Below are 24,526 nucleotides of genomic sequence, written 5' to 3'. Positions count from 1 at the left end.
TTTCACTCAATCGTGTACTGGGTACTGGGTACTTCATGACTGAACGCCCGCTGCTGCTCCTCGACGTGGACGGCCCGCTCAACCCCTTCCGCTCCCTCTCCGCCGGCCTGCGCGGCTACCGGAGCCACCGCATGTGGCCGGACGTCTGGCTCTCCTACCGCGATCCGGAGACCCGCAGGGCCAGGCGCGGCGCACGGGTCCGCCTCCACCCCTCCCACGGCGCCCGGCTGCTGGCCCTGCCCTTCGAGATCGCCTGGGCCACGGCCTGGACGCACCAGGCCAACACCCTGATCTCCCCGCACATCGGGCTTCCCGGCGACCTGTCGGTCGTCGAGTGGCCCGAACTGTTCGCCGAGGACCCCGACGGCCTCTCCTGGAAGACCCGGCACCTGCGGGACTGGGCGGCCGGCCGCCCGTTCGCCTGGGTCGACGACATGATCACCCCGCAGGACCGGGCCTGGGTGGACGCCCACCATCCGGCCCCGGCCCTCCTGCTGCGCGTCCACCCCCGTCACGGCCTGCGGGACCGGGACTTCACCGCCCTGAACCGCTGGGCGGAGGGTCTCAGCCCAGCAGGGCGCTGACCGGGTCCGGGGAGGGGCGGCCGGTGGGCCACCAGTCGTCCCCGTCCGGGCGGGACTCATAGGCGTACCAGAGGGCGTCACGGCCGAGCCGGAGCTGGCGGGTGGGGGACGTCAGGCGGTTGCGGTCGGGGCGGAAGGCGCCCTGCGACGCGGCGAGGAGCGCCGGGCGGGCCCGGTCGAAGGGGCCGGCCGGCGGATCCCAGGGCTCTTCGAGGGCGGCGAGGGCCGGGCGGCCGCCCTGGCGCCAGGCCGCCGCGGCCCGCGCGAGATCGGTGGTGGTGCGCCCGGTGGCGCGGGCCAGGTCCCGATACAGGGTGCGGGCCGCACCCGTCAGGCCGGACGTGGGCTCGGCGGAGGCCAGCCGTACAGCGTCCTGCCAGAGGGAGAGCCCGGCGATCGGATCCTCACCGGTCGTGAGCAGTGCGAGAGCGCGGGCGGCCGCGTCGGAGGCGAGCTGGTCGAGGACGAGGGGGTCCGGCGCCGCCGGGTCGGCCGGGTAGGCGGGCGGCAGGCCGGCCGCGGCGGGGGCGGCGAGCGGCGCGGGCAGCGGCGGCAGCACGGTGCGGGCGAGCGCCTCCCGGGCGGCGACGCCGGGGAAGTCCGCAGCGGTGTCGGGCTGTTCGCGTGCGGCGTGGGCGGCGTTGCGGCGGGTGAGGTCCTCCAGCAGCTCCCGCTCGCCCCGCCCGCGCAGGAGCAGCAGGACGAACGGGTCCTCGTCGAGGAGGCGGGCCGCACGGTGGCAGAGGGCGGCAGCGTGCTTGCACGGCGGACGCCCGACGTCCGGGCAGGAGCAGCGCGGGACGAGTTCACGGACGCCGGGCAGGACGGTCCCCGCCAGCGACTGCGGGACCTCGCGCTCCAGGAGGGCTCCGAGCGCCGCCGGGTCGGCCGCGACCTCTTCCAGCAGCTCGCTCCACTGCGGGTCCGTGAAGGCGGGCAGGGTCAGCTCGGTACGGTACGGGCGGGGTCTGCTGCCCCTGACGTACGCGACGATCCGGCCGGGGGTGACCGTCACCGCGTCGACGTGCCCGGCCGCGGCATAGCCGCGGCCCCGGGCCAGGCGGGCCGGATCGCCCGAGGCGTCTTCCAGCGCGGACACCCAGGCCCGGCCCCACCAGCTGACGGCCTCCGCCCCGGCGGGCACGGTCTCGAAGGTGCGGCGGCGGTCGTCCCGCGCGGTGATCATGCGGGCCTGCGCAGGGAGACGAGATCCGCGAGCTCACGGTCGGTCAGCTCGGTCAGCGCCGCCTCGCCGGAGCCGAGGACGGCCTCGGCCAGGGCCCGCTTCGCCTCCAGCATCTCGGCGATGCGGTCCTCGACGGTGCCCTCGGCGATGATGCGGTGGACCTGCACGGGCTGGGTCTGGCCGATGCGGTAGGCGCGGTCGGTGGCCTGTTCCTCGACGGCCGGGTTCCACCAGCGGTCGAAGTGGACGACGTGGCCGGCGCGGGTGAGGTTCAGGCCGGTGCCCGCGGCCTTGAGGGACAGCAGGAACACGGGGACCTCGCCGGCCTGGAAGCGGTCCACGAGCTCCTCGCGGCGCGGGACCGGGGTGCCGCCGTGCAGGAGCTGGGAGGCGATGCCGCGCGCCGACAGGTGCCGCTCGATGAGCCGGGCCATCGTCACGTACTGGGTGAAGACCAGCACCGAGCCGCCCTCGGCGACGATCGTGTCCAGCAGCTCGTCCAGCAGGGCGAGCTTGCCCGAGCGGTGCGGGAGCCTCGGCTGCTCCTCCTTCAGGTACTGCGCGGGGTGGTTGCAGATCTGCTTGAGCGAGGCCAGCAGCTTCATGATCATGCCGCGTCTCTCCATGCCCTCGCTGGCCTCGATCACCGCCATCGCCTCGTCGACCGCGGCCTGGTAGAGCGAGACCTGCTCCCGGGTGAGGGACACCGGGTGGTCGGTCTCCGTCTTCGGCGGCAGCTCGGGCGCGATGCCGGGGTCGGACTTCTTGCGCCGCAGCAGGAACGGCCGTACGAGCGCGGCCAGCCGGGCGACCGCGGCCTCGTTGCCGCCGTCCTCCTCCTGCTGGTGCTCCACCGGCCGGGCGTGGCGGGCCCGGAAGGCGGTCAGCGGGCCCAGCAGGCCCGGCGTGGTCCAGTCGAGCAGCGCCCACAGCTCGGAGAGGTTGTTCTCCACCGGGGTGCCGGTCAGTGCCACCCGGGCCGGCGCCGGGATCGTGCGCAGTGCCTTCGCGGTCGCCGAGTGGGGGTTCTTGACGTGCTGCGCCTCGTCGGCGACGACCATGCCCCAGCGCTGCTCGGCGAGCTGGGCGGCGCTGGCGCGCATCGTCCCGTAGGTGGTGAGGACGAACCCGCCCTCGCAGGACGTCAGGTCCTCGGTGCTGCGGCCGCCGCCGTGGAATCGGCGCACGGGGGTACCGGGCGCGAACTTCTCGATCTCACGCTGCCAGTTGCCCAGGAGGGAGGCCGGGCACACGACGAGCGTCGGCTCCCGGCGGTCCCGGTGCAGGTGCAGCGCGATGAGGGTGACGGTCTTGCCGAGGCCCATGTCGTCGGCGAGGCAGCCGCCGAGGCCGAGGGAGGTCATCAGATCCAGCCAGGCCAGGCCGCGCGCCTGGTAGTCGCGCAGGGTGGCCCTGAGCGCGGCGGGCTGCGGCAGCGGCGCCAACTCCCCCGTCAGCCGCTCCCGGAGCGCGGCCAGCGCTCCCACCGGCACCGCCTCGACCTGCTCGCCGCCGACCTCCGCGGTCCCCGACAGGGCGGCGGCCAGCGCGTCCACCGGGTCCAGCAGGCCCAGTTCCCGCTTGCGTGCCTTGCGCACCAGCTCCGGGTCGACCCGCACCCACTGGTCGCGCAGCCGCACGACGGGCCGGTGGGCCTGTGCCAGCGCGTCCATCTCGCCCGGGGTGAGGCGGTCGCCGCCGAGGGCCAGTTCCCAGGAGAAGGCGAAGAGGTGTTCCGCGTCGAAGAAGGCCGTCCCGTCGGTGGCGGACCCGGGCGCGGTGGACCGTACGACGGCGGTCGCGGACAGCGTACGGGCCAGGTCGCGCGGCCAGTGGACGACGACCCCGGCGGCCGCCAGGCGGTTCGCGGCGGCCCCCAGCAGGTCTTCCAGCTCGGGGTCGGACAGTGCCAGGGCGTCGGGCACGGGCTGCTCCAGCAGCCGCAGCAGCGGCGGCCAGACCCGGGCGGCCCGGCGCAGCGCGAGCACGGCGTCGATCCGGGCGCGGGGACCGAAGCCGACCCCCGCGGTGCCGGCCCACAGCTGTCCGGCGTCGGTGACCAGCGTCGGGTCGGCGAGGCTGTGGACCTGGACGACGGCGGCCCCGGCGCGCCGGACCTCCTCCCCCTCCGCCTCGTCGAAGAGGCGGAAGGAGGACAGGTCGAGCCGGAGCGAGAGCCCGACCCCGGTGTCGGATCCGGCCGCGACCTGCGCGGCCCACTCCTGTATCCCGGGCACCCGCTGCGGTTCCCGGGCGGCGAACGGCAGTCCGGCGGCGACGGCGGCCGCCGGGGTGCGGGGCAGGCTGTCGGCGACGGCGTCGAGGAACGCGCGGACCAGCGCCTCCGGTTCGGGCAGCTGGAGCGGGCGGCGCCCGGTGAGGGGCGTGGCGTAACCCTCGTGGGGCAGCGCGGCGGCGACCGCCCTCAGGTGGGCGATGTCCGCGGCGTCGAGCGGGCCCGCCCGCCAGGCGTCGACGCCCTCGGGGGTGAGCCCGGGGAGCAGCCGGCCGCGCGCGGCCAGCGTGAGGGCCTGCGTGGCGGCGGTGCCCCAGGCCCGGGTGGCGGGGTGCGCGGCGGGGCTGCGGGGGGCCGGCGTGAGGAGGGGCAGGGCGGCGGCGACGGAGAAGGTCACCGCGGGCACGGTCCGGCTGCGGACCCCCGTGCCGTGCGGCCGTACGACGGTGAGCGGCGCCGGTGTGCCCGTCTCGGGCAGGGGCAGGCCGTCGGGCGACCAGAAGGCGACCCGTCCCTCCCGGGGGACGGCCGCGGGCAGGAAGACGGCGGCATGCCGCAGCAGCGCGGATGCGTACGGCACCGGCTGCGGCCGCGCGGGCGCCCGCGTGCCGGGCTGCGGCCGCGCTTCCGGCTGCGGCTGTGCCTGTGCCGGTGGCGGCCACTGCGTCTGCGCCGGCATGGTGTCCCCCCTCCCTCTCGATGTCCTCTCGGACCTGCCGACCCCTTCCCCACGAGTCTAGGTGCGACCACTGACAAGGCCCCTGACCTGGGGATTCAACGGGACCAGCGGCCCAGTTCGAGGGCATACCCGTAGACGGGCCGACCGGCGGCGGCGCTCGTGCGCAACGGGCGGCCGCCGTCGTCGATGCGCAGGGTTCCCGAGCCGGTCGGCGAGGACCAGCGCAGGTCGAGGGACCAGTCGCAGTCGCAGCCCGTGGTGGTGGCCGCCACGCGCAGGACGACCGGCTCGGCGGCCGAGACCCGCATCGGGAAGGACGGTGCCGGTACCCGGTTCCCGAAGTCGTTCCCGGCGACGGGCCGGGCCAGTGGGCGCGGCGCGTCCAGGTTGACGGCGAAGAGGGCCGGGGTGATGCCTCCGCCGCAGCCCTGCGACATCTCGTAGACGTTCCAGGCGGGCGGTGTGCGGCGAGCCGCCACCCGCACCTCCAGCCCCTCCAGGACCACCGCGCCCGAACCGGTGCCGTGCAGGGTGACCTCCACGATCTGGTTCCCGGCGTGCACGGCGCGCTGCGCCGCGACCCAGGCGGGCGCGTCCGCCTCCACGGGCGGCGGCGGCACCGATGCGGGGCCGCGCTCGGCCAGGTAGGCATGGTCGCAGCCCGCGGCCCACACGTGCGAGCGCACCGCCGCCCGGAGGGGCGCCGCCGGCGCGTGGCCGGGGGCCGGCGCGGACGGCGGGGCGGAGGACGGGGCCGGCGCGGTGGCCGGTCCCCCAGACGGTGCCGTGGGCGGCGCCGGAGGCGTCGCCGACCCGGTCGGAGCCGCTCCCGCCGCCGGCGCGGTCCCCGCCGCAGCGGAGGCCGCGGGGCCCCGCGCACCGGCCCCCGGGCCCGAACCCGACGCGGTGTGCGGCGCACCCCGGCCGGGTGCGGTCACCGCCAGCAGCGCCACGGCCACCGCACCCGCCGCGAGCCCGGCGGCGGCGACCACCGCCGCCCTGCGCCGGTGCCAGGACGGGCGGACCACCGGCGCCACCGGCGCCACCGCCGCCCCCGCCGGCACGGCCGGAACGGCCGGCTCCCGCGTGCCGGCCGCGGCCCGCCCCGGCTCCGGCTTCGGATCCGGAGCGATCACCGGATCCGGATCCGGAGCCGGATCGGGCGCGGCCGGACCCGCGCGCCGCCGCGCGTCCGCCAGCAGCCACGCCCGGTGCAGGTCCACCGCCTCCGCCGCCGACGCCCCGCAGGCCCGTGCGAAGCGGTCCACCACCGCGAACTGCGCCGGCAGCGCCTCCCCTCTGCAATAGCGGTGCAGCGTCGACGTACTCGTGTGCAGCCTGCGCGCCAGGGCGCCGTAACTCAGCCCGCCGCGCTCCTTCAGCTCCCGCATCAGCCGCGCGAAATCCTCGGCCTCACTCACGGTGTCCCCCGTCCCCCGTCCCGCGGCTCCGTTCCATGCCTGAGGTGTTCCCCCAGGTGACAGCGCGTACGGGCGTTCCAGTGTCCCGATTTCGCCCCGAACCGTGGCCGTGCGCCCCTGCCGGGGAACAGCCTTGTCAGGCACAGGCACAGGCACAGGCACACCGATGCATCCACGGGGAGAACCGACATGTTCCGACGTACCGACACCGCCGCCACCCTCGCCACCGCACTGGTCGCGGCGGCCGCCGCCCTCGTCCTCACCACCTCGAACTCCGCCGCGGCCGCCGGCGCGCCCGGCTTCCTGACCGGCACCGACCTGCCGCCGCATCCGACGTCCCCCTGGTACGCCGGCGAGATCACCAAGGGGCTGCCGGAGACGGCGCCGTTCTGCCTGGACGGCGTACTGCCGGCGGTGGGCAGCTGGCACCGCGCGTTCGGCACGGAGCTCGACACCGGGGCCGTACAGGTCTCCGTGCGGTCCGCGTCGCCCGCCGCGGCCGCCAAGCTGGTCGGCACGCTGGAGCGCAGGGTCGCGGGCTGCGCGGCCGACTGGCTGCGCACGACCCCGGGCGGCACGGCCTCCTGGCAGGACTACGGGACCCTCCCGGTCGAGGAGGGCGCGCACGTCTACGGGGTGCACACCTCGATCCCGGAATCCGAGCCGGGCGTGCACCTGTACGGGATCGGGCGCGACGGTTCCACCGTGACCGTCGTGAAGTGGGGTCAGATGGGCGACCTGTCGCAGGCCCCGGTCGCCGCCTTCAAGAAGACGACCACCACGGCCGTGAACAAGCTCAACCCGTAGCCCCGGCCCTCGGGCCGGGCCGCGGCCTGCGGGCGCCGCCGTCCGGGACCGGCCCGCCGGGCGAGTGGGACCATGGACAGCGAGAGGCGATGGCCATGCGTTCCGGAAACGAGCCGGTGACCGCGCGCAGTCCGCTGCGGCTGCGGTTCTGGCTGGGTGTCTGGGGGCTGCTCTGGGCCGCCTTCGGGACGGTCGCCTTCTCGCTGGCGGGCCGTCCCGGATGGGCGGCGGCGTGCGGGGCGCTGGCGGTCGTGGTGAGCGTGGACCTGTTCATGATCGTGCGCCACCTCCGCCAAGGCCCGCATTACCAGCCGGGCCGGGACATCCCGCCGTACGAGCCGCCCGACAGCCGCTGACCGCCGCCGTCCCGGCGGACCGCCGACCGGGCGGCACGACGGTCGAGCGGTCAACCGGCCGGGCGGCGGGGGTGGTCCGGCGGTCAGGCCTGGTCCTCGAAGCGGGCCGCCGCCAGGTAGTCCGGCTGCGGGTCGAGGGCCGCGGCCAGCCGGAAGTGCTTGCGCGCCTGCTCCGGCCGGCCCGCGCGCTCGTGCGTGCGGGCGAGCGCGAAGTGGGCGAAGGCGTTGTCCGGCTCCCGCTCCAGCACCAGCTCGAACTCCAGCTCCGCCGGACGCAGTTGGGCGGCGGCGAAGAAGGCCCGGGCGCGCAGCAGCCGGGCCGCTGTGTTCTCCGGATGGGCGGCAACGACCGAGTCGAGCAGCTTGACCGCGCCGCGCGGGTCGCGTGCGGCGAGCAGCTGCTCGGCCGCCCGGAAGTCTATGACGTGCGTTTCCGGGCTGGACGGCGTGGGACGCGTGGTCTCGGACACGGATGGATCCTTCCCTCTACCGGCGCCTTCAACGCCACCGCCCCGCGCGCTATTCCATGCACACGTCAGGCGGTGGCGCTGCCCGGGGCCCGGCCCGAGGCCCGTGCCGTGAGTTCTTCCCACACCTTGCGCACCTGCGGCTCCAGCGCGTCCAGCGGTCCGTCGTTGTCGATCACGAGGGTGGCCACCGCCAGTCGCTGCTCGCGCGTGGCCTGCGCGGCCATCCGGGCCCGGGCCTCGTCCTCGGCCATGGCGCGCGGCCCGGTCAGCCGGGCCAGCTGCGTCGAGGGGGCCGCGTCCACCACGACCACCAGGTCGTAGAGGGGTGCGAGGCCGTTCTCGGTGAGCAGCGGTACGTCGTGGACGACGATCGCGTCGGGGCCCGCGGCGGCCTCCAGCTCGGCGGACCGGGCGCCGACCAGGGGGTGCACGATCGCGTTGAGGGTGCGGAGCTTGTCCTGGTCCGCGAAGACGATGGATCCCAGCCTCGGCCGGTCCAGCGCCCCCTCGGGGGTCAGCACCTCCTCCCCGAAGGCGGCGACGACGGCCGCGAGCCCCGGCGTACCGGGTTCCACGACCTCCCGCGCGATCCGATCGGCGTCGACGACGATCGCCCCGTACCCCGCCAGCAGTCGCGAGACCTCGCTCTTGCCGGCTCCGATTCCGCCCGTCAGGCCCACTTTCAGCATGGACCGCAGCTTAGGGGGTGTCCGCACACCCGTGCGGGGTCGGGCCCGGCGGTCGGGGCTCAGCCCTCACCCTCGCGTTCCGCCAGGAACCGCTCGAACTCGCGGCCGATCTCGTCCGCCGACGGCAGCTCGGCCGGCTCGGCGATCATGTTGCCCCGGGTCTCGGCCCCGGCGGCGGCGTCGTACTGGTGCTCCAGCCCCTGCACCAGGCCGACCAGCTCCTCGTCGCCCTCACGGATCTGCCGGTCGATCTCCGTCTGGGTGCGGTGCGCCTCGGTCCGCAGTGCGTGCGCCACGGCCGGGAGCACCAGACCGGTCGCCGCGGTGATGGCCTCGAGCACCGTCAGCGCGGCGTCGGGGTACGGGGAGCGCGCCACGTAGTGCGGGACGTGCGCGGCGACGCCGAGCACGTCGTGCCCGGCCTGGGACAGACGGAACTCCACCAGGGACTCGGCGCTGCCGGGCACCTGGGCCTCGTCGAAGGGGCTGCGGTGACCCGGCATGAGGTCGGTCCGGTTGCCGTGCGGGGTGATGCCGACGGGCCGGGTGTGCGGGACGCCCATCGGGATGCCGTGGAAGTTGACCGAGAGCCGGACCCCGAGGCGCTCGACGATCTGCCGGACGGCGACGGCGAAGCGCTCCCACTCCACGTCCGGCTCCGGGCCGGACAGCAGCAGGAACGGCGCCCCGGTGGCGTCCTGGACCAGCCGGACCTCCAGCCGCGGCTCCTCGAACTCCGCCCAGTGGTCGCGCTGGAAGGTCAGCAGCGGACGGCGCGCCCGGTAGTCCACGAGCCGGTCCGCGTCGAAGCGGGCGACCACCTGGTGGGGCAGCGTGTCCAGCAGCCGCTCGACGATCTGCTCGCCGGCCTCTCCCGCGTCGATGTACCCCTCGAAGTGGTACAGCATGACCAGCCCGGCCGAGTCCTGGGCGACCGCCAGGTCCGCCACCGCCAGACCCTTGGCATCCCATTCGTACAAGCCCTGTGGATCAAGCACCGCCACCACTCCTCCTCGTCTCGTTCTCTGCGAAGAACGTCCAAGGCGGCGCCGCCATTCCCCAGTTGGCCCCCTTCACAGGAACGCAATGGATCACACCGATCACGGCAACCACCGACTCGCCGGGACCACGCGCGACCGGACGACCGGCCCGGGAACGCGGAGAGGCCCGCCCCCCGAAGGGGACGGGCCTCACCGTCGTACTCGATCAGCTCTGCTCACACCGTCGGTGCGATGCGCGCTGCGATCAGCTCTGGCCGCCGGCCAGCTTCTCGCGGAGCGCGGCCAGGGCCTCGTCCGACGCCAGGGCGCCGGAGGTCTCGTCCGACTCCGAGGAGTAGGAACCACCCGAGATGCCCGCACCGGCGTTGCCACCGGCGGCCGGGGCGGCAGCGCCCTCGGCGGCAGCGGCCTCGTCGGCCTCGCGGCTCTTGATGACCTGAGCCTGGTGCTGCTCGAAGCGGGCCTGCGCCTCGGCGTACTGGGTCTCCCAGGCCTCGCGCTGCTTCTCGTAGCCCTCGAGCCAGTCGTTGGTCTCGGGGTCGAAGCCCTCGGGGTAGATGTAGTTGCCCTGGTCGTCGTAGGACGCGGCCATGCCGTACAGGGTCGGGTCGAACTCGACCGACGCCGGGTCGGCACCGAAGGACTCGTTGGCCTGCTTCAGGGACAGCGAGATCCGGCGACGCTCGAGGTCGATGTCGATGACCTTGACGAAGATCTCGTCGTTGACCTGGACGACCTGCTCCGGGATCTCCACGTGGCGCTCGGCCAGCTCGGAGATGTGGACCAGACCCTCGATGCCCTCGTCCACGCGGACGAACGCACCGAACGGAACCAGCTTGGTGACCTTGCCCGGGACGACCTGGCCGATCTGGTGCGTACGGGCGAACTGCTGCCACGGGTCTTCCTGCGTCGCCTTCAGCGACAGGGAGACACGCTCGCGGTCCATGTCGACGTCGAGGACCTCGACGGTGACTTCCTGGCCGACCTCGACAACCTCGGACGGGTGGTCGATGTGCTTCCAGGACAGCTCGGAGACGTGGACCAGACCGTCGACGCCACCCAGGTCCACGAAGGCACCGAAGTTGACGATCGAGGACACGACGCCGGAGCGGACCTGACCCTTCTGCAGGGTGGTGAGGAACGTCTGGCGGACCTCGGACTGGGTCTGCTCGAGCCAGGCGCGGCGGGACAGGACCACGTTGTTGCGGTTCTTGTCCAGCTCGATGATCTTCGCCTCGAGCTCCTTGCCCACGTAGGGCTGGAGGTCGCGGACACGACGCATCTCGACCAGGGAGGCCGGGAGGAAGCCGCGGAGGCCGATGTCGAGGATGAGACCACCCTTGACGACCTCGATGACGGTACCGGTGACGATGCCGTCTTCTTCCTTGATCTTCTCGATCGTGCCCCAGGCACGCTCGTACTGAGCGCGCTTCTTGGACAGGATCAGGCGGCCTTCCTTGTCCTCCTTCTGGAGAACCAGGGCCTCGATCTCGTCGCCGACCTTGACGACCTCGTTCGGGTCGACGTCGTGCTTGATCGAGAGCTCGCGGCTCGGGATCACGCCTTCCGTCTTGTAACCGATGTCGAGCAGGACCTCGTCCCGGTCGACCTTCACGATGACGCCGTCGACGATGTCGCCGTCGTTGAAGTACTTGATCGTCTCGTCGATCGCGGCGAGGAAGGCTTCCTCGTTACCGATGTCGTTGACCGCTACCTGCGGAGTGGTAGAGGTGGTCTCGGTGCTGCTCGTCATGTGGGAAAGGGCTCCGGTTACGGACAGAAAGTCGTAGGTACTGCTACGCCGGGAGCCCTTATCGGCATCTGCCGAAGAAGCCGGACAGCCAAGGAAGCCCCTGATCCGCACAAGCGGGGAGGCCTCGAAAACCGAGGGGACATCAACAGATGCAAGCGCAGCCTGCTAGGTCTGAGGAGCACAGGCTCGCAGCGCAACTTGTAGCATACGGGGGCGGCCGGACAGGGTCAATGCGCGAAGCCCCACACCCCGGGCGGATCACCGCACAACCGGCACAATTCATGGGCGGGAACGCCCTGATGGCGGTTCCTGCCACTTCCCAAGACACTCGCAGACTACGACGACGGGCCCCATGAACCAAGAGGACGACGCCCCCGAGAACGCGTACGCGGCCGATCCGGGCTCCGCGGACGACGCCGAGGCCACACGCCGTGACGCGGGGGAAGCGGAGAGCAGCCGGGCGAGCCGCGGCTGGTGGGACCGCAACGCCGACGAGTACCAGAGCGAGCACGGCGCCTTCCTCGGCGACGACCGCTTCGTCTGGGGGCCCGAGGGCCTCGACGAGGCGGACGCGGCCCTCCTCGGCCCCGCGGCCTCCCTCAAGGACAAGGACGTGCTGGAGATCGGCGCCGGCGCCGCCCAGTGCTCGCGGTGGCTGGCCGCCCAGGGCGCCCGCCCGGTGGCCCTGGACCTCTCCCACCGCCAGCTCCAGCACGCGCTGCGCATCGGCGACGACATCCCGCTCGTCGAGGCCGACGCCGGCCGGCTCCCCTTCCGTGACGCCTCCTTCGACCTCGCCTGCTCCGCCTACGGCGCCGTCCCCTTCGTCGCCGACCCGGTGAACGTCATGCGCGAGGTGCACCGCGTGCTGCGCCCCGGCGGCCGCTGGGTGTTCTCCGTGACCCATCCGATCCGCTGGGCCTTCCCCGACGAGCCCGGCCCCGAGGGCCTGACCGTCTCCGCCTCCTACTTCGACCGGACCCCGTACGTCGAGCAGGACGAGCAGGGCAGCGCGGTCTACGTGGAGCACCACCGCACCCTCGGCGACCGCGTCCGCGACGTGGTGGCGGGCGGCTTCCGCCTGCTCGACCTCGTCGAGCCCGAGTGGCCCGAGTGGAACGGCCAGGAGTGGGGCGGCTGGTCCCCGCTGCGCGGCAACCTGATCCCCGGCACCGCGATCTTCGTCTGCGAGAGGGCCTGACGTCTTGATCCGCCAGGCCGCCCTCGACGCCCTGCCCGTACGCGAGGCCCTGCCCGGGCTCGTGTCCGCCCTCGACGCGCACGGCACCGCGGTGCTGTGCGCGCCGCCCGGGACCGGCAAGACGACGCTGGTCCCGCTGGTCCTCGCGGGTCTGGTGGGCGGCGGGCCGCGGCGCCGGGTGGTCGTGGCCGAGCCGCGGCGGATCGCCGCCCGGGCGGCGGCGCGCCGGATGGCCTGGCTGCTGGGCGAGCGGGCCGGCGGCTCGGTCGGTTTCACGGTCCGCGGCGAGCGGGTGGCGGGTCCCGGCACGGTGGTGGAGGTGGTGACCACCGGGGTGCTGCTCCAGCGGCTCCAGCGCGACCAGGAGCTGGCCGGCGTGGACGTGGTGGTCCTGGACGAGTGCCACGAGCGGCACCTGGACGCCGACACCGTCGCCGCGTTCCTCCTGGACGTACGGGAGACCCTGCGCCCGGAGCTGCGGCTCGTGGCGGCGTCGGCGACGACCGACTCCGCGGGCTGGGCCCGGCTGCTCGGGGGTGCGCCGGTGGTGGAGGCCGCGGGGGTCTCGTACCCGGTGGAGACCGTCTGGGCGCCTCCGGCCCGCCCGGTGCGGCCCCCGCACGGGATGCGGGTGGATCCGGCGCAGCTGGCGCACGTGGCCTCGGTGGTGCGGCGGGCGCTGGCGGAGCGTTCGGGGGACGTGCTGTGCTTCCTGCCCGGTGTGGGCGAGATCGCGCGGGTGGCGGGGCAGCTGGGCGGGGTGGACGCGGAGCTGCTCCAGGTCCACGGGCGGGCTCCGGCGGCCGTGCAGGACGCGGCGCTGACGGCCTCGGACCGCCGCCGGGTGATCCTCGCGACGGCGGTGGCGGAGTCGAGCCTGACCGTCCCCGGGGTGCGGGTGGTGGTCGACTCGGGGCTGGCCCGCGAACCCCGGGTGGACCATGCCCGCGGGCTGGGCGCGCTGGCGACCGTACGGGCCTCCCGGGCGGCCGGGCGCCAGCGGGCGGGTCGGGCCGGGCGTGAGGCGCCGGGCGTGGTGTACCGGTGCTGGACGGAGGCGGAGGACGGCCGGCTGCCGGCGTTCCCGGCGCCGGAGATACGCATCGCCGACCTGGCGCAGTTCGCCTTGCAGGCGGCCTGCTGGGGCGACCCGGACGCGTCCGGGCTGGCGCTGCTGGACGCGCCGCCGGCCGGTGCGATGGCCGCGGCGCGGGAGGTGCTCGTGGCCGTCGGCGCGGTGGACGCGGCCGGGCGGCCGACCCCGCGCGGGGCGCGGATGGCCCGGCTCGGGCTGCACCCGCGGCTGGCGCGTGCCCTGCTGGACGGCGGCGCCGCGCTCGGCGCCCAGCGGGCGGCGGAGGTGGTGGCGCTGCTGAGCGAGGAGCCGCCGCGCGAGTACGGGGACGACCTGGCGGCGGCCTGGCGGCGGGCCCGCGCGGGCGGCGACGGCTACGCGGCGCGCTGGCGCGCGGAGGCGGCCCGCCTGGCCCGTGCCGTCGCCCCTGCGGGGAGCTCGCCGAAAACCGGAGCCGGGCCCGCGGACAGCACCTCCGACCCCGCGCCCGGGGCTACGGCCGGGGCCGGGGATGCGGCCGGGGCCGGGCATGCGGCCGGGGCCGGGGGTGCGGGCAGCGACTCCGGGGCCGGGGGCCGGGCTTCGGGTGTGTCGAGCGTCGGCGGGGGTGTGGGGCGGAGCCCCGACGATGCCGCCGCCGGGCTCGTCGCCGCGCTGGCCTTTCCCGAGCGGGTCGCCCGGGCCAAGGGGGCGGGGGCGTTCCTCATGGCTTCCGGCACCGGGGCGGAGCTCGGTGACGGTTCGGGCCTGCGCAACGCGCCCTGGCTGGCCGTCGCCGTCGCCGACCGGCCCCCGCACTCGGCCTCCGCACGGATCCGGCTGGCCGCCGTCATCGACGAGGACACCGCCCTGGCGGCCGCCGCACACCTGCGCAGCGACGCCGAGGAGGTGCACTGGGAGGACGGGGACGTGGTCGCCCGTGCGGCGCAGCGGCTCGGGGCGGTCGAGCTGGCGGTACGTCCGCTGCGCAGCCCTGACCCGGCGCTCGTCCGGGCGGCTCTCCTCGACGGGCTGCGGGCGGAGGGGCTGGGCCTGCTGCGCTGGTCCCCGGACGCGCGGGTGCTGCGGGCGCGCCTGGGCTTCCTGCACCGGACGGTCGGCGGCCCGTGGCCCGACGTGGAGGCGGACGCGGCGCTCGTGGAGCGGGCCGACGACTGGCTGGAGCCCGAGCTGTCCCGGGCCCGGCGGCGCGCGGACCTGGCCCGGATCGACGCCGGCCAGGCCCTGAACCGGCTGCTGCCGTGGGCGACGGGCGAGGCGGCGCGGCTGGACGAGCTGGCGCCGGAGCGGATCGAGGTCCCCAGCGGATCCCGGATCCGTGTCGACTACACGTCCGAGCAGCCCGTGCTGGCGGTGAAGCTCCAGGAGCTGTTCGGGCTGGCCGAGACCCCGCGGGTGGCGGGGGTTCCCGTAGTCGTCCACCTGCTGTCGCCGGCCGGGCGTCCGGCGGCCGTCACGGCCGACCTGGCCTCCTTCTGGCAGGGCGGCTACCGCGCCGTCCGGGCGGAGCTGCGCGGCCGTTACCCCAAGCACCCCTGGCCGCAGGACCCGGCCACGGCCGAGCCCACCCGCCACACCAACGCCCGGCTCAGGCGGGGCTGACCCCTTCGTCCCCGTCCCGTACGCGGCGGCCTCGGGCCTCCAGCCACAGCGCCAGCCCGAGCAGCGCGAGGCCGCCGGCGGCCAGGCCGGCCGGGGCGTAGGTGTGCAGCGTGAGGATCTTGGCCCGGTTCGCCTTGACGAGGGCGACGGTGTGGTCGGAGTAGTCCTCGCGCATGGTGACGTGCCCGGCGAAGGCGGTGAGCCTGCCGTCGGGGCCGCCCGAGGCGATGCCGCCGCGCATCTCCTGCTGGATGTCCTGTTCGGCGTTGACGGGCGCCCCGGTCACCGGGTCGACCCAGAAGCGCACCTTGGCGGTGTACCAGAGGGTGGTGCCGGTGGCCGCCTCGATCGTCGCGGGGTCGATGCCCTCGATGGGCATCTTCTTCGGCATGGCCACCTTGGTCCAGGGGATGGTCTGCTCGAAGTAGTAGACGTCCATGCCCTTGAAGCGGCGCGGTCCGACGTAGTGGATCGGCGAGGAGGTGCGGGTCTGGGCGTCGAAGTAGAGGTAGTCGCGGGGTTCGGTGAAGAAGGGCCACTTGAACTCGATGCCCTGGCGTTTGACCGCGTCGCCGTCGACCATCTCGCCGGTGGCGTGCACCGGGTCCTGGGTGTGCGCGTCGAAGATGTAGCGCTCGGGGATCTGGGAGACCATCTTGCCGTCCGGGCCGATGATGTGGGACAGCGTGTCCCAGACGACGACGTCCTTGCCGGCAGTGGCCTCGATCTCCCTGGAGGCCTCCACGTTGCCCTTGAGGGTCTGGACGATGGTGACCTTGTCGACCTTCTTGGGCTGCATGCCGCCGGTGTAGTCGAGGAGGGTCGCGTCCTTCGCCTCCAGGACCATCTCCTGGTACTGGTTCGGCGGGATCTTCGCCAGGCGCGGGAACGCGTACCAGCGCAGCAGCGGCGCGAGGGCTGCGCAGAACACGGCTAGGGCCAGCAGGACAAGGCTCGCTCTGCGTCGCACGGTCGGGCCCTCCTCTACTTTCCGGGCGCGGGGGGCGCGGTGGTGAGCAGGGGCTTGGGTGAGGTCTCGCCTTCGGGCACCCCGAACGCCGTGATGGCGAACACGAGGGCCAGCGCGGCCGCGAGGCCGATGACGGCGGCGACGAATGCGCGCATGCCGGGGCTCCGAGATCTGATGAGGCGTCAGAGAGGGGGCACCGTAGCAACGCGGGGGCCAGATGAGAACCGTCAGGGCGACGGGTCCGCGGCCTGCGGGCGCGGGCGGTCGGACGGTGCGGCCGGGCCCGGCCGCCGGTGGACACGGACACGGGCACGGCGGGCACGGCGCGCACGGCGGGCACGGCGGGCATAGGCACACCGCGTCCGCTCGGCGATCACCCGGACTGCCTCACGGGGTGGTCGCCGCGGGCGTCGGTGCCTGGGACGCGGCGGGCTTCGGGGTGGCCGTGGGCGCCGGGGTCCGGGTGGCCGTCGTGGTCGGCGTCGGGGTGGGGGTGTGCCGGGGCGACGGGGTCGCGGTCGGGCTCGGCGTCGGCGACGGGGTCGGCGTGGGGGTCGGCGTCGGCGACGGGGTCGCCGTCGGGCTCGGCGTGGGTGTCGGCGACGGGGTCGGCGTGGGGGTCGGTGTCGGCGTCGGCGACGGGGTCGGCGTGGGGGTAGGCGTCGGGGACGGCGTGGGCGTCGGCGACGGGGTCGGCGTGGGGGTCGGCGTCGGTTTGAGGGACGGCTTTGCGGGGACCGGTGCCGGTGTCGGCGTACCGACGGCGTCGGGGACCTCGTGCGTGCCCTTCAGGTAGTACGTGAACCAGGACCGCACCGTCCGCAGGTACTCCGTGGAGTGGTTGTAGGACAGCACCGCCCGGTCCAGGTCGGCCTCCACCCGCAGGTCCCTCGCGCCCGCGCACAGGTAGCGGGCGGCCGCGAGGGCCGCGTCGTGCACGTTGTTCGGGTTGCGGCGCCCGTCGCCGTCCGCGTCCTGGCCCCAGGCCGCCCAGGTGGAAGGGATGAACTGCATGGGCCCGACCGCCCGGTCGTACCGTGCGTCGCCGTCGTACGCGCCGCCGTCGGTGTCGGTGATGTGCGCGAAGCCGTTGCCGTCGAGCACCGGTCCGAGGATCGGCCGCAGGGTGGTGCCGGCCGCGTCGACCTGGCCGCCGCGTGCCTGTCCGGACTCCACCTTGCCGATGGCTGCCAGGAGTTGCCAGCGCAGTCCGCAGCCGGGGTCGCTCTGTCCGACCGTCCGCTCCGCCCGCTGATAGGCCGCGAGCACGCTCGCCGGTATCCCCTGCGCCCCTTCGCGCGGCCCCGTCCCGACCGGGGCGGAGGGCTGTTCCGGCTGCGCCGCTGCTTGCGTGCCCGCCGCCGGCGGCGTCCCGTCCGGCAGCAGCACCGCCGGCGGCTGCGGGCTCACCAGCGGGGGCAGTTCGGTGAAGTAGGCCGCGTCGCCGCCGCTCTGCGGCGCCGGGGGCGACCCGTCCGCTTCCCCGCCGGCCGCCACGGCCGTGTTCGGCACCGGACCCGCCGGGCCCCGCGAAGCGGTCAGTGCGGCGACCGTCAGCACGCAGACCAGCGCGGCCGTGGTCCCCCGGCGCAGCCTGCGGCCGAATATCCGAGACGACATGAGCCGGACCCCTCCCCCTCGACGTCCGCGTGACCCTACGTCAACTCCCTTCCACGGGCACGTATCACGGGCCGGATTTCACCGGATCCCCACGTCCACGGGCAGCTCACGCATACTGTCGGGACCCTTCGGGCGCATCGGCCCCAAGGGGGAACGACCGCCCAGCAGCGCGCAGAAGAGGTGTCATGCCGTTCACTCTCAGCCATGCGGCCGCCGTACTTCCGGCCATCCGCCGGACGGGGCGTGCACGGGGCCCCCTCGTCGCCTCCGCGATGGTCCTCGGCTCCTTCGCGCCGGACACCTTCTACTTCACCGACGCGGTCGTCGAGGGCTTCATGGCGTACGGGAGCGTCACGCACTCGCTGCTCGGGATCTTCACGCTGGACGCGGTCCTCACCGCGCTGCTCGTGGGGGGCTGGCTGCTGCTGCGCGAGCCCCTCGTCGCGCTCCTGCCGGGCGGGTGGCAGGGCAGGGTGCACGCGTTCGTCCGGGGCGAGGAATGGCGTACCCGCCGCCGACTGCCCGTGTTCGCCGCCTGGTTCTACGTGTCGGCGGTCATCGGTTCGCTGACGCACGTGCTGTGGGACAGCTTCACGCACCTGGACCGGTGGGGGACGAACGCGCTTCCCTGGCTGGGTGAGCCCGTGGCCTTCGGCTTCCCGGCCTACACCTTCCTGCAGTACGGCACTTCGGCGATCGCGGCTGGCGCGCTGCTGTGGTTCACGGCGACCGCGCTGCGCCGGCTGCCCGACGGCAGGCCGCCCGCGTCCGTGCCGGTGCTCGGCCGCGCGGAGCACCGGGGTGCGCTGGCGCTGATCGCGGCGGGCGTCGCGGCCGGGGTGACGTTCCGGGTGATCCGCTTCTTCACCTTCTTCGACCGGATCCGTACGCCCCTCGACATCATCCCGACGGTCTGCTTCGGGGCGGGCGGCGGCCTGTGCGTGTCCCTGCTGGTGTACGGGGTCCTCGTCCGCCTGCGGCAGTGGCGCGACCGGGGACGCGACGGGCACCGCGCAGACCGGGGAGACCGCGGGGACCGCGCGGACGAGGAGACGCGAACGCCCGTCCCCGCCGCCTGAGCGGACGGGGACGGGCGCTGCCGCGCGTGGTCGTATTAGGTCAGTGCGCGGCGGACTCCCAGTCGGAGCCGACGCCCACCGACACGTCCAGCGGGGCGCGGAGCTCGACGGCGGCGCCCATCTCGCGGCGCACCAGCTCCTCCACCCGCTCGCGCTCGCCGGGGGCGATCTCCAGCACGATTTCGTCGTGGACCTGGAGCAGCATGCGCGAGCGCAGGCCCGCCTCGGTGATCGCCTTGTCCACGCGCAGCATCGCGACCTTGACGATGTCGGCTGCGGTGCCCTGGATCGGGGCGTTGAGCGCCATCCGCTCGGCGGCCTCGCGGCGCTGGCGGTTGTCGCTGTTGAGGTCGGGCAGGTACCGGCGGCGGCCGAAGATCGTCGCCGTGTAGCCGGTGGCCCGGGCCTCGTCCACCACGCGCTGGAGGTAGTCGCGGACCCCGCCGAAGCGCTCGAAGAAGGTCTCCATCAGGCCGCGCGCCTCGGCGGGCTCGATGCCCAGCTGCTGGGAGAGGCCGAAGGCGGACAGCCCGTAGGCCAGGCCGTAGGACATGGCCTTGATCTTGCGGCGCATCTCGGCGTCGACCTGGTCGCGCTCCACGCCGAAGACCTGGGAGGCGACGGTGGTGTGCAGGTCCTCGCCGGAGGCGAACGCCTCGATCAGGCCCGCGTCCTCGGAGAGGTGGGCCATCACGCGCAGCTCGATCTGGCTGTAGTCGGCCGTCATCAGCGACTCGAAGCCCTCGCCGACGACGAAGCCGCGGCGGATGGCGCGTCCCTCGTCGGTGCGCACCGGCACGTTCTGCAGGTTCGGGTCGGTGGAGGACAGGCGGCCGGTCGCGGCGACGGTCTGGCTGAAGCTGGTGTGCACCCGGCCGTCCGCGGCGATGGTCTTGACCAGGCCCTCGACGGTGACGCGCAGCTTGGCCTGCTCCCGGTGGCGGAGCATGATCACCGGGAGTTCGTGGTCGGTCTGCGTGGCCAGCCAGGCCAGCGCGTCGGCGTCCGTGGTGTAGCCGGTCTTGGTCTTCTTCGTCTTCGGCAGGTCCAGCTCGCCGAAGAAGACCTCCTGGAGCTGCTTGGGCGAGCCGAGGTTGAACTCGTGGCCGACCGCGGCGTGCGCCTCCTTGACCGCCTGCTGCACGGCTCCCGCGAACTGCTGCTCCATGGCTTCCAGGTGGTCGCGGTCGGCGGCGATGCCGGCGCGCTCCATCCGGGCGAGCAGCTCGGAGGTCGGCAGCTCCATGTCGTGCAGCAGCTCCGCGGCGCCCACCTCGGTGAGCCTGCCGGAGAACGCGTCGCCCAGGTCCAGAACGGCGCGGGCCTGCGCCATCAGCGCCTCGGCCTCGGCCGTCTCGTCGGCGCCGAAGGCCAGCTGCCCGTCGGCGGCGGCGGGGGCCAGCTCACGGTGCAGGTACTCCGTGGACAGGGCGTCCAGTGCGAACGAGCGTCGGCCGGGCTTGACCAGGTAGGCGGCGAGCGCGGTGTCCATGGTGACGCCGGCGAGGCTCCAGCCGTGCTCGGGGAAGACCCGCATCAGGCCCTTGGCGTTGTGCACGACCTTGGGGCGGGCCGCGTCGGACGCCCAGGCCGCGAAGGCCCGCTCGTCGCTCTCGTCCAGCTCGGCGGGCGTGAACCAGGCGGCGGCCCCTCCGGCGGCGGCCAGCGCGATCTCGGCGATGCTGCCCTGGCCCAGCGCCCAGCTGTCGACGGTCGCGACACCCAGCGGACCGCCCGCGTGGCTCTCCAGCCACGGCGCCAGCTCGCCCGTGCCCAGCACGGACGCGTCGAGCTCCACCCCGGCCGCGGGCGCCGGAGCCGCCTCCTGCTCGGCCGCTCCCGGGTCCACGGCCAGCAGCCGCTCGCGCAGCGAGGGGTTGCGGATCTCCAGCACGTCCAGGACGCCGGTCACCGCGGCCCGGTCGTAGGGCAGGCGGCCCAGGTCGGCGGCGCCCTTGGGCAGCTCCACGTCCTTGACCATCTCGGTCAGGACCCGGTTGAGCCTGACGGACTCCAGGTGGTCCCGGAAGTTCTGCCCGGCCTTGCCCTTGACCTCGTCGGCGCGCTCCACCAGCTCCGCGAACGACCCGAACTGGTTGATCCACTTGGCGGCGGTCTTCTCGCCGACGCCCGGGATGCCGGGGAGGTTGTCGGACGGGTCGCCGCGCAGGGCCGCGAAGTCCGGGTACTGCTGCGGGGTGAGTCCGTACTTCTCCTCGACCTTCTCCGGCGTGAAGCGGGTCAGCTCCGAGACGCCCTTGGTCGGGTACAGCACGGTGGTGTGCTCGGACACGAGCTGGAAGGAGTCCCGGTCGCCGGTGACGATCAGCACCTCGAAACCGAGTGCCTCCGCCTGCGTCGCCAGCGTCGCGATCACGTCGTCGGCCTCGAAGCCGTCGACCGCGAACCGCGGCACCTTCATCGCGTCGAGGAGCTCGCCGATCAGCTCGACCTGCCCCTTGAACTCGTCGGGCGTCTTGGAGCGGTTCGCCTTGTACTCGGGGAACTCCGTCGAACGCCACGTCTTGCGGGACACGTCGAACGCCACCGCGAAGTGCGTGGGCGCCTCGTCGCGCAGCGTGTTCGCCAGCATCGACGCGAAGCCGTAGATGGCGTTGGTCGGCTGCCCCGTCGCGGTGGTGAAGTTCTCCGCGGGCAGCGCGAAGAACGCCCGGTACGCCAGGGAGTGCCCGTCCATGAGCATCAGGCGGGGGCGGTCCGCTGCGGTCGTCTGGTCCGTCTTCTTCGATGCTGAATCTGCCACGCCCCCGATCCTAGGCGCCCCCACCGACAATTCAGGCCGGTCGCCTCCCCCGGCGCATCCGCCCCACGGGACGCCCCCGGCGCACCCGGCCGGGTGCCGCGAGCACCGGACCGCCCTCCCCCGGAACCCGTGGGTCGTGCAAGGATCGAAGCACGCGGCCACCCGTGCTGCACCCGTACGTACGCTCGAAGGGGAGCGCGATGGCGACCAAGCCGCCCACAGGTGATCCGGTACAGGACGCACCGCAGGTCACACCGCCCAAGCACGCGGCGGCCGGCCTCCCGGCGATCGGCCACACCCTGCGGATCGCGGGGGCCCAGATGGGTATGGCCCGTACCGCCCGCACCCTCCTCAAGGTCAACCAGAAGGACGGCTTCGACTGCCCCGGCTGCGCCTGGCCCGAAGGGGACAAGCGGCACACCGCCGAATTCTGCGAGAACGGCGCCAAGGCCGTCGCGGAGGAGGCCACCCTGCGCCGGGTCACCCCCGAGTTCTTCGCCGCGCACCCCCTGCCCGACCTGGCCGCCCGCTCCGGCTACTGGCTCGGCCAGCAGGGCCGCATCACCGAGCCGATGTACCTCCCCGAGGGCGGCGACCGCTACGAGCCGATCAGCTGGGAGCGCGCCTTCGGCGTCATCGCGGAGGAGCTGAACGCGCTCGGCTCCCCCGACGAGGCCCTCTTCTACACCTCGGGCCGCACCAGCAACGAGGCCGCGTTCCTCTTCCAGCTCTTCGCCCGCGAGTTCGGCACCAACAACCTGCCCGACTGCTCCAACATGTGCCACGAGTCCTCGGGATCGGCGCTGACCGAGACCATCGGGATCGGCAAGGGCAGCGTCTCCCTCGAAGACCTCCACCAGGCCGACCTGATCATCGTCGCCGGGCAGAACCCGGGCACCAACCACCCGCGCATGCTCTCCGCCCTGGAGAAGGCCAAGACCGCCGGCGCGAAGATCATCTCGGTGAACCCGCTGCCCGAGGCCGGCATGGAGCGGTTCAAGAACCCCCAGACCCCCCTCGGCATGCTCCGGGGCACCGCACTCAACGACCTCTTCCTCCAGATCCGCATCGGCGGCGACCAGGCCCTCTTCCGCCTCCTGAACAAACTCGTCATCGACACCGACGGCGCCACCGACGAGGCGTTCATCCGCGAGCACACCCACGGCTACGAGGCCCTCGCGGCCGCCGCGAAGGAAGCCGACTGGGACGAGACCCTCACGGCCACCGGCCTGACCCGCCCCGAGATCGAGCGCGCCCTCGCCATGATCCTGGCCTCGAAGCGCACCATCGTCTGCTGGGCCATGGGCCTCACCCAGCACAAGCACGCCGTCGCCACCATCCGCGAGGTCGTCAACCTCCTCCTGCTGCGCGGGAACATCGGCCGCCCCGGCGCCGGCGTCTGCCCCGTCCGCGGCCACTCCAACGTCCAGGGCGACCGCACCATGGGCATCTTCGAACGGCCCGCGCCCGCCTTCCTCGACGCCCTCGACAAGGAATTCGGCATCACCTCGCCGCGCGGCCACGGCTACGACGTCGTCCGCTCCATCCAGGCGATGCGCGACGGCACGGCCAAGGTCCTCTTCGCCATGGGCGGCAACTTCGTGGGCGCCACCCCCGACACCGAGGTCACCGAGGCCGCGATCCGCCGCACCGCCCTGACCGTCCACGTCTCCACCAAGCTCAACCGCTCCCACGCGGTCACCGGCCGGCGCGCCCTGATCCTGCCCACCCTCGGCCGCACCGACAAGGACGTCCAGGCCGCCGGCCGGCAGTTCGTCACCGTCGAGGACTCCATGGGCATGGTCCACGCCTCCCGCGGCAACCTCGCCCCCGCCTCCCCCCACCTGCTCTCCGAGCCCGCGATCGTGGCCCGCATGGCCCGCGCCGTCCTCGGCTCCGCCTCCGCCACCCCGTGGGAGGACTTCGAGCGCGACTACGCCGCCATCCGCGACCGGATCGCCCGCGTGGTCCCCGGCTTCGAGGACTTCAACGCCCGCGCCGCCCGACCCGAGGGCTTCCGGCTGCCGCACGCCCCGCGCGACGAACGCCGCTTCCCCACCAGGACCGGCAAGGCGAACTTCACCGCCGCACCCGTCGAGTACCCCCGCGTCCCGCCGGGCCGGCTGCTCCTGCAGACCCTGCGCAGCCACGACCAGTACAACACCACCATCTACGGCCTCGACGACCGCTACCGCGGCATCACCGGCGGCCGCCGCGTCGTCCTGGTCCACCCCGCCGACGCCGCCGAGCTGGGCCTCGCCGACGGCTCGTACACCGACCTGGTGAGCGAGTGGAAGGACGGCGTGGAGCGCCGCGCGCCCGGATTCCGCGTCGTGCACTACCCGACGGCCCGCGGCTGCGCCGCCGCGTACTACCCCGAGACGAACGTGCTGGTCCCGCTCGACTCGACCGCGGACACCAGCAATACCCCGGCCAGCAAGTCCGTCGTCGTGCGCTTCGAACCGGCCTGATAGAACGACCTCAGGAATTGATGGTTAACGAGCGTTGACGAACGGAGCCCGACCATGGCTGAGCAGCACGCAGTGAAGTTCCCGCAGGAGGTCCTCGACGAGTACGCGGCCCTGGGCGTCGACCTGCCCGCGCTGTTCTCGGCCGGAGACCTCGGCGAGCGCATGGACATCCGCATCCTGGAGGCCTCGGCCGACCGCGTCGTCGCCACCATGCCCGTCAAGGGCAACACCCAGCCCTACGGACTGCTGCACGGCGGGGCCTCCGCCGTCCTGGCCGAGACCCTCGGCTCGATCGGCGCCATGATGCACGGCGGCATCGGCAAGATCGCCGTCGGCGTGGACCTGAACTGCACCCACCACCGGGGCGCCCGCACCGGCATCGTCACCGGCGTCGCCACCCCGGTCCACCGCGGCCGCTCGACCACCACCTTCGAGATCGTCATCACCGACGAGCAGGACAAGCGGATCTGCACCGCCCGCCTGACCTGCCTGCTGCGCGACGTCGACCAGGTCGCCGGCGGCGCCGAGGCCCACTCCCAGGCCTGACCCGGCCCGCACAGCC

The 24,526-nt window shown here is 74.0% G+C and carries 19 protein-coding genes; 8 read left to right on the top strand and 11 right to left on the bottom strand.

What is annotated here, in order from left to right; translation table 11 throughout:
- Positions 1 to 35 precede the first annotated feature (35 nt).
- Complete coding sequence (locus AVW11_RS12210; protein ID WP_060178977.1) at positions 36 to 584, top strand: hypothetical protein; 549 nt, start codon at positions 36 to 38, stop codon at positions 582 to 584.
- Here AVW11_RS12210 and AVW11_RS12205 read toward each other — a convergent pair.
- The 3 genes from AVW11_RS12205 to AVW11_RS12195 form a co-directional block, all read right to left on the bottom strand.
- Entirely contained in the window at positions 565 to 1,770 is a 1,206-nt protein-coding gene (locus AVW11_RS12205) for an SWIM zinc finger family protein (protein WP_076043988.1), read from the bottom strand. The two genes, AVW11_RS12210 and AVW11_RS12205, sit on opposite strands and share 20 nt — an antisense overlap.
- Positions 1,767 to 4,685, bottom strand: coding sequence for a DEAD/DEAH box helicase (locus AVW11_RS12200; RefSeq protein ID WP_240528163.1), 2,919 nt, complete (start codon positions 4,683 to 4,685; stop codon positions 1,767 to 1,769). The genes AVW11_RS12205 and AVW11_RS12200 overlap by 4 nt, the downstream gene beginning before the upstream one ends.
- Before the next feature lie 95 nt (positions 4,686 to 4,780).
- Positions 4,781 to 6,106, bottom strand: coding sequence for a helix-turn-helix domain-containing protein (locus AVW11_RS12195; RefSeq protein ID WP_079250600.1), 1,326 nt, complete (start codon positions 6,104 to 6,106; stop codon positions 4,781 to 4,783).
- A 189-nt stretch (positions 6,107 to 6,295) separates the two neighbouring features.
- Here AVW11_RS12195 and AVW11_RS12190 point away from each other — a divergent pair, with 189 nt between their 5' ends.
- Together AVW11_RS12190 and AVW11_RS12185 are read left to right on the top strand one after the other, a co-directional pair.
- Positions 6,296 to 6,913, top strand: coding sequence for a hypothetical protein (locus AVW11_RS12190; RefSeq protein WP_076043987.1), 618 nt, complete (start codon positions 6,296 to 6,298; stop codon positions 6,911 to 6,913).
- Between the two features lie 89 nt (positions 6,914 to 7,002).
- Positions 7,003 to 7,269 (top strand): DUF6343 family protein, encoded by a 267-nt coding sequence (locus tag AVW11_RS12185; RefSeq protein ID WP_030846381.1) that lies wholly within the window; start codon positions 7,003 to 7,005, stop codon positions 7,267 to 7,269.
- Between the two features lie 83 nt (positions 7,270 to 7,352).
- Here AVW11_RS12185 and AVW11_RS12180 read toward each other — a convergent pair whose 3' ends face one another.
- The 4 genes from AVW11_RS12180 to rpsA all read right to left on the bottom strand — a co-directional run bounded on the left by AVW11_RS12180 (position 7,353) and on the right by rpsA (position 11,182).
- Positions 7,353 to 7,739 carry a tetratricopeptide repeat protein gene (locus tag AVW11_RS12180; RefSeq protein WP_030846384.1) on the bottom strand — a complete coding sequence of 129 codons (387 nt, stop codon included), beginning with the start codon at positions 7,737 to 7,739 and terminating at the stop codon, positions 7,353 to 7,355.
- 65 nt (positions 7,740 to 7,804) lie between these two features.
- Positions 7,805 to 8,428: a dephospho-CoA kinase gene (gene coaE, locus AVW11_RS12175; protein WP_076043986.1), complete on the bottom strand. Its 624-nt coding sequence runs from the start codon at positions 8,426 to 8,428 to the stop codon at positions 7,805 to 7,807.
- 59 nt (positions 8,429 to 8,487) lie between these two features.
- Positions 8,488 to 9,426: a PAC2 family protein gene (locus AVW11_RS12170; RefSeq protein WP_076044002.1), complete on the bottom strand. Its 939-nt coding sequence runs from the start codon at positions 9,424 to 9,426 to the stop codon at positions 8,488 to 8,490.
- Positions 9,427 to 9,673: 247 nt separating this feature from the next.
- Entirely contained in the window at positions 9,674 to 11,182 is a 1,509-nt protein-coding gene (rpsA, locus tag AVW11_RS12165; RefSeq protein WP_030666059.1) for a 30S ribosomal protein S1, read from the bottom strand.
- 352 nt (positions 11,183 to 11,534) lie between these two features.
- Here rpsA and AVW11_RS12160 point away from each other — a divergent pair, with 352 nt between their 5' ends.
- Positions 11,535 to 12,383 (top strand): class I SAM-dependent methyltransferase, encoded by an 849-nt coding sequence (locus tag AVW11_RS12160; protein ID WP_030846399.1) that lies wholly within the window; start codon positions 11,535 to 11,537, stop codon positions 12,381 to 12,383.
- A 4-nt stretch (positions 12,384 to 12,387) separates the two neighbouring features.
- Complete coding sequence (locus AVW11_RS12155) at positions 12,388 to 15,060, top strand: ATP-dependent RNA helicase (RefSeq protein ID WP_076043985.1); 2,673 nt, start codon at positions 12,388 to 12,390, stop codon at positions 15,058 to 15,060.
- Here AVW11_RS12155 and pgfA read toward each other — a convergent pair.
- The 3 genes from pgfA to AVW11_RS12145 all read right to left on the bottom strand — a co-directional run bounded on the left by pgfA (position 15,047) and on the right by AVW11_RS12145 (position 17,650).
- Positions 15,047 to 16,030, bottom strand: coding sequence for a cell envelope lipid trafficking protein PgfA (gene pgfA, locus AVW11_RS12150; protein ID WP_030846403.1), 984 nt, complete (start codon positions 16,028 to 16,030; stop codon positions 15,047 to 15,049). The genes AVW11_RS12155 and pgfA overlap by 14 nt on opposite strands.
- A 14-nt stretch (positions 16,031 to 16,044) precedes the next feature.
- A complete protein-coding gene (locus tag AVW11_RS36515; RefSeq protein ID WP_106971437.1) occupies positions 16,045 to 16,185 on the bottom strand; it encodes an SPW_0924 family protein in 141 nt (46 codons plus the stop codon).
- Between the two features lie 232 nt (positions 16,186 to 16,417).
- A complete protein-coding gene (locus AVW11_RS12145) occupies positions 16,418 to 17,650 on the bottom strand; it encodes a lytic transglycosylase domain-containing protein (RefSeq protein ID WP_076043984.1) in 1,233 nt (410 codons plus the stop codon).
- A 185-nt stretch (positions 17,651 to 17,835) separates the two neighbouring features.
- Here AVW11_RS12145 and AVW11_RS12140 point away from each other — a divergent pair, with 185 nt between their 5' ends.
- Positions 17,836 to 18,729, top strand: coding sequence for a DUF4184 family protein (locus tag AVW11_RS12140; protein ID WP_076043983.1), 894 nt, complete (start codon positions 17,836 to 17,838; stop codon positions 18,727 to 18,729).
- 40 nt (positions 18,730 to 18,769) lie between these two features.
- On the opposite strand, the gene polA is transcribed toward AVW11_RS12140, so the two are convergent.
- A complete protein-coding gene (gene polA, locus AVW11_RS12135; protein ID WP_060178969.1) occupies positions 18,770 to 21,493 on the bottom strand; it encodes a DNA polymerase I in 2,724 nt (907 codons plus the stop codon).
- Positions 21,494 to 21,693: 200 nt separating this feature from the next.
- Here polA and AVW11_RS12130 point away from each other — a divergent pair, with 200 nt between their 5' ends.
- Together AVW11_RS12130 and AVW11_RS12125 are read left to right on the top strand one after the other, a co-directional pair.
- Positions 21,694 to 23,964: an FdhF/YdeP family oxidoreductase gene (locus AVW11_RS12130; protein WP_076044001.1), complete on the top strand. Its 2,271-nt coding sequence runs from the start codon at positions 21,694 to 21,696 to the stop codon at positions 23,962 to 23,964.
- Positions 23,965 to 24,018: 54 nt separating this feature from the next.
- Entirely contained in the window at positions 24,019 to 24,510 is a 492-nt protein-coding gene (locus tag AVW11_RS12125; protein WP_030846413.1) for a PaaI family thioesterase, read from the top strand.
- The last annotated feature ends 16 nt before the right edge of the window (positions 24,511 to 24,526 follow it).

The organism is Streptomyces amritsarensis, assembly GCF_001953875.1.
GTDB lineage: Bacteria > Actinomycetota > Actinomycetes > Streptomycetales > Streptomycetaceae > Streptomyces > Streptomyces amritsarensis.
This window is presented reverse-complemented; position numbering and strand designations above follow the sequence as displayed.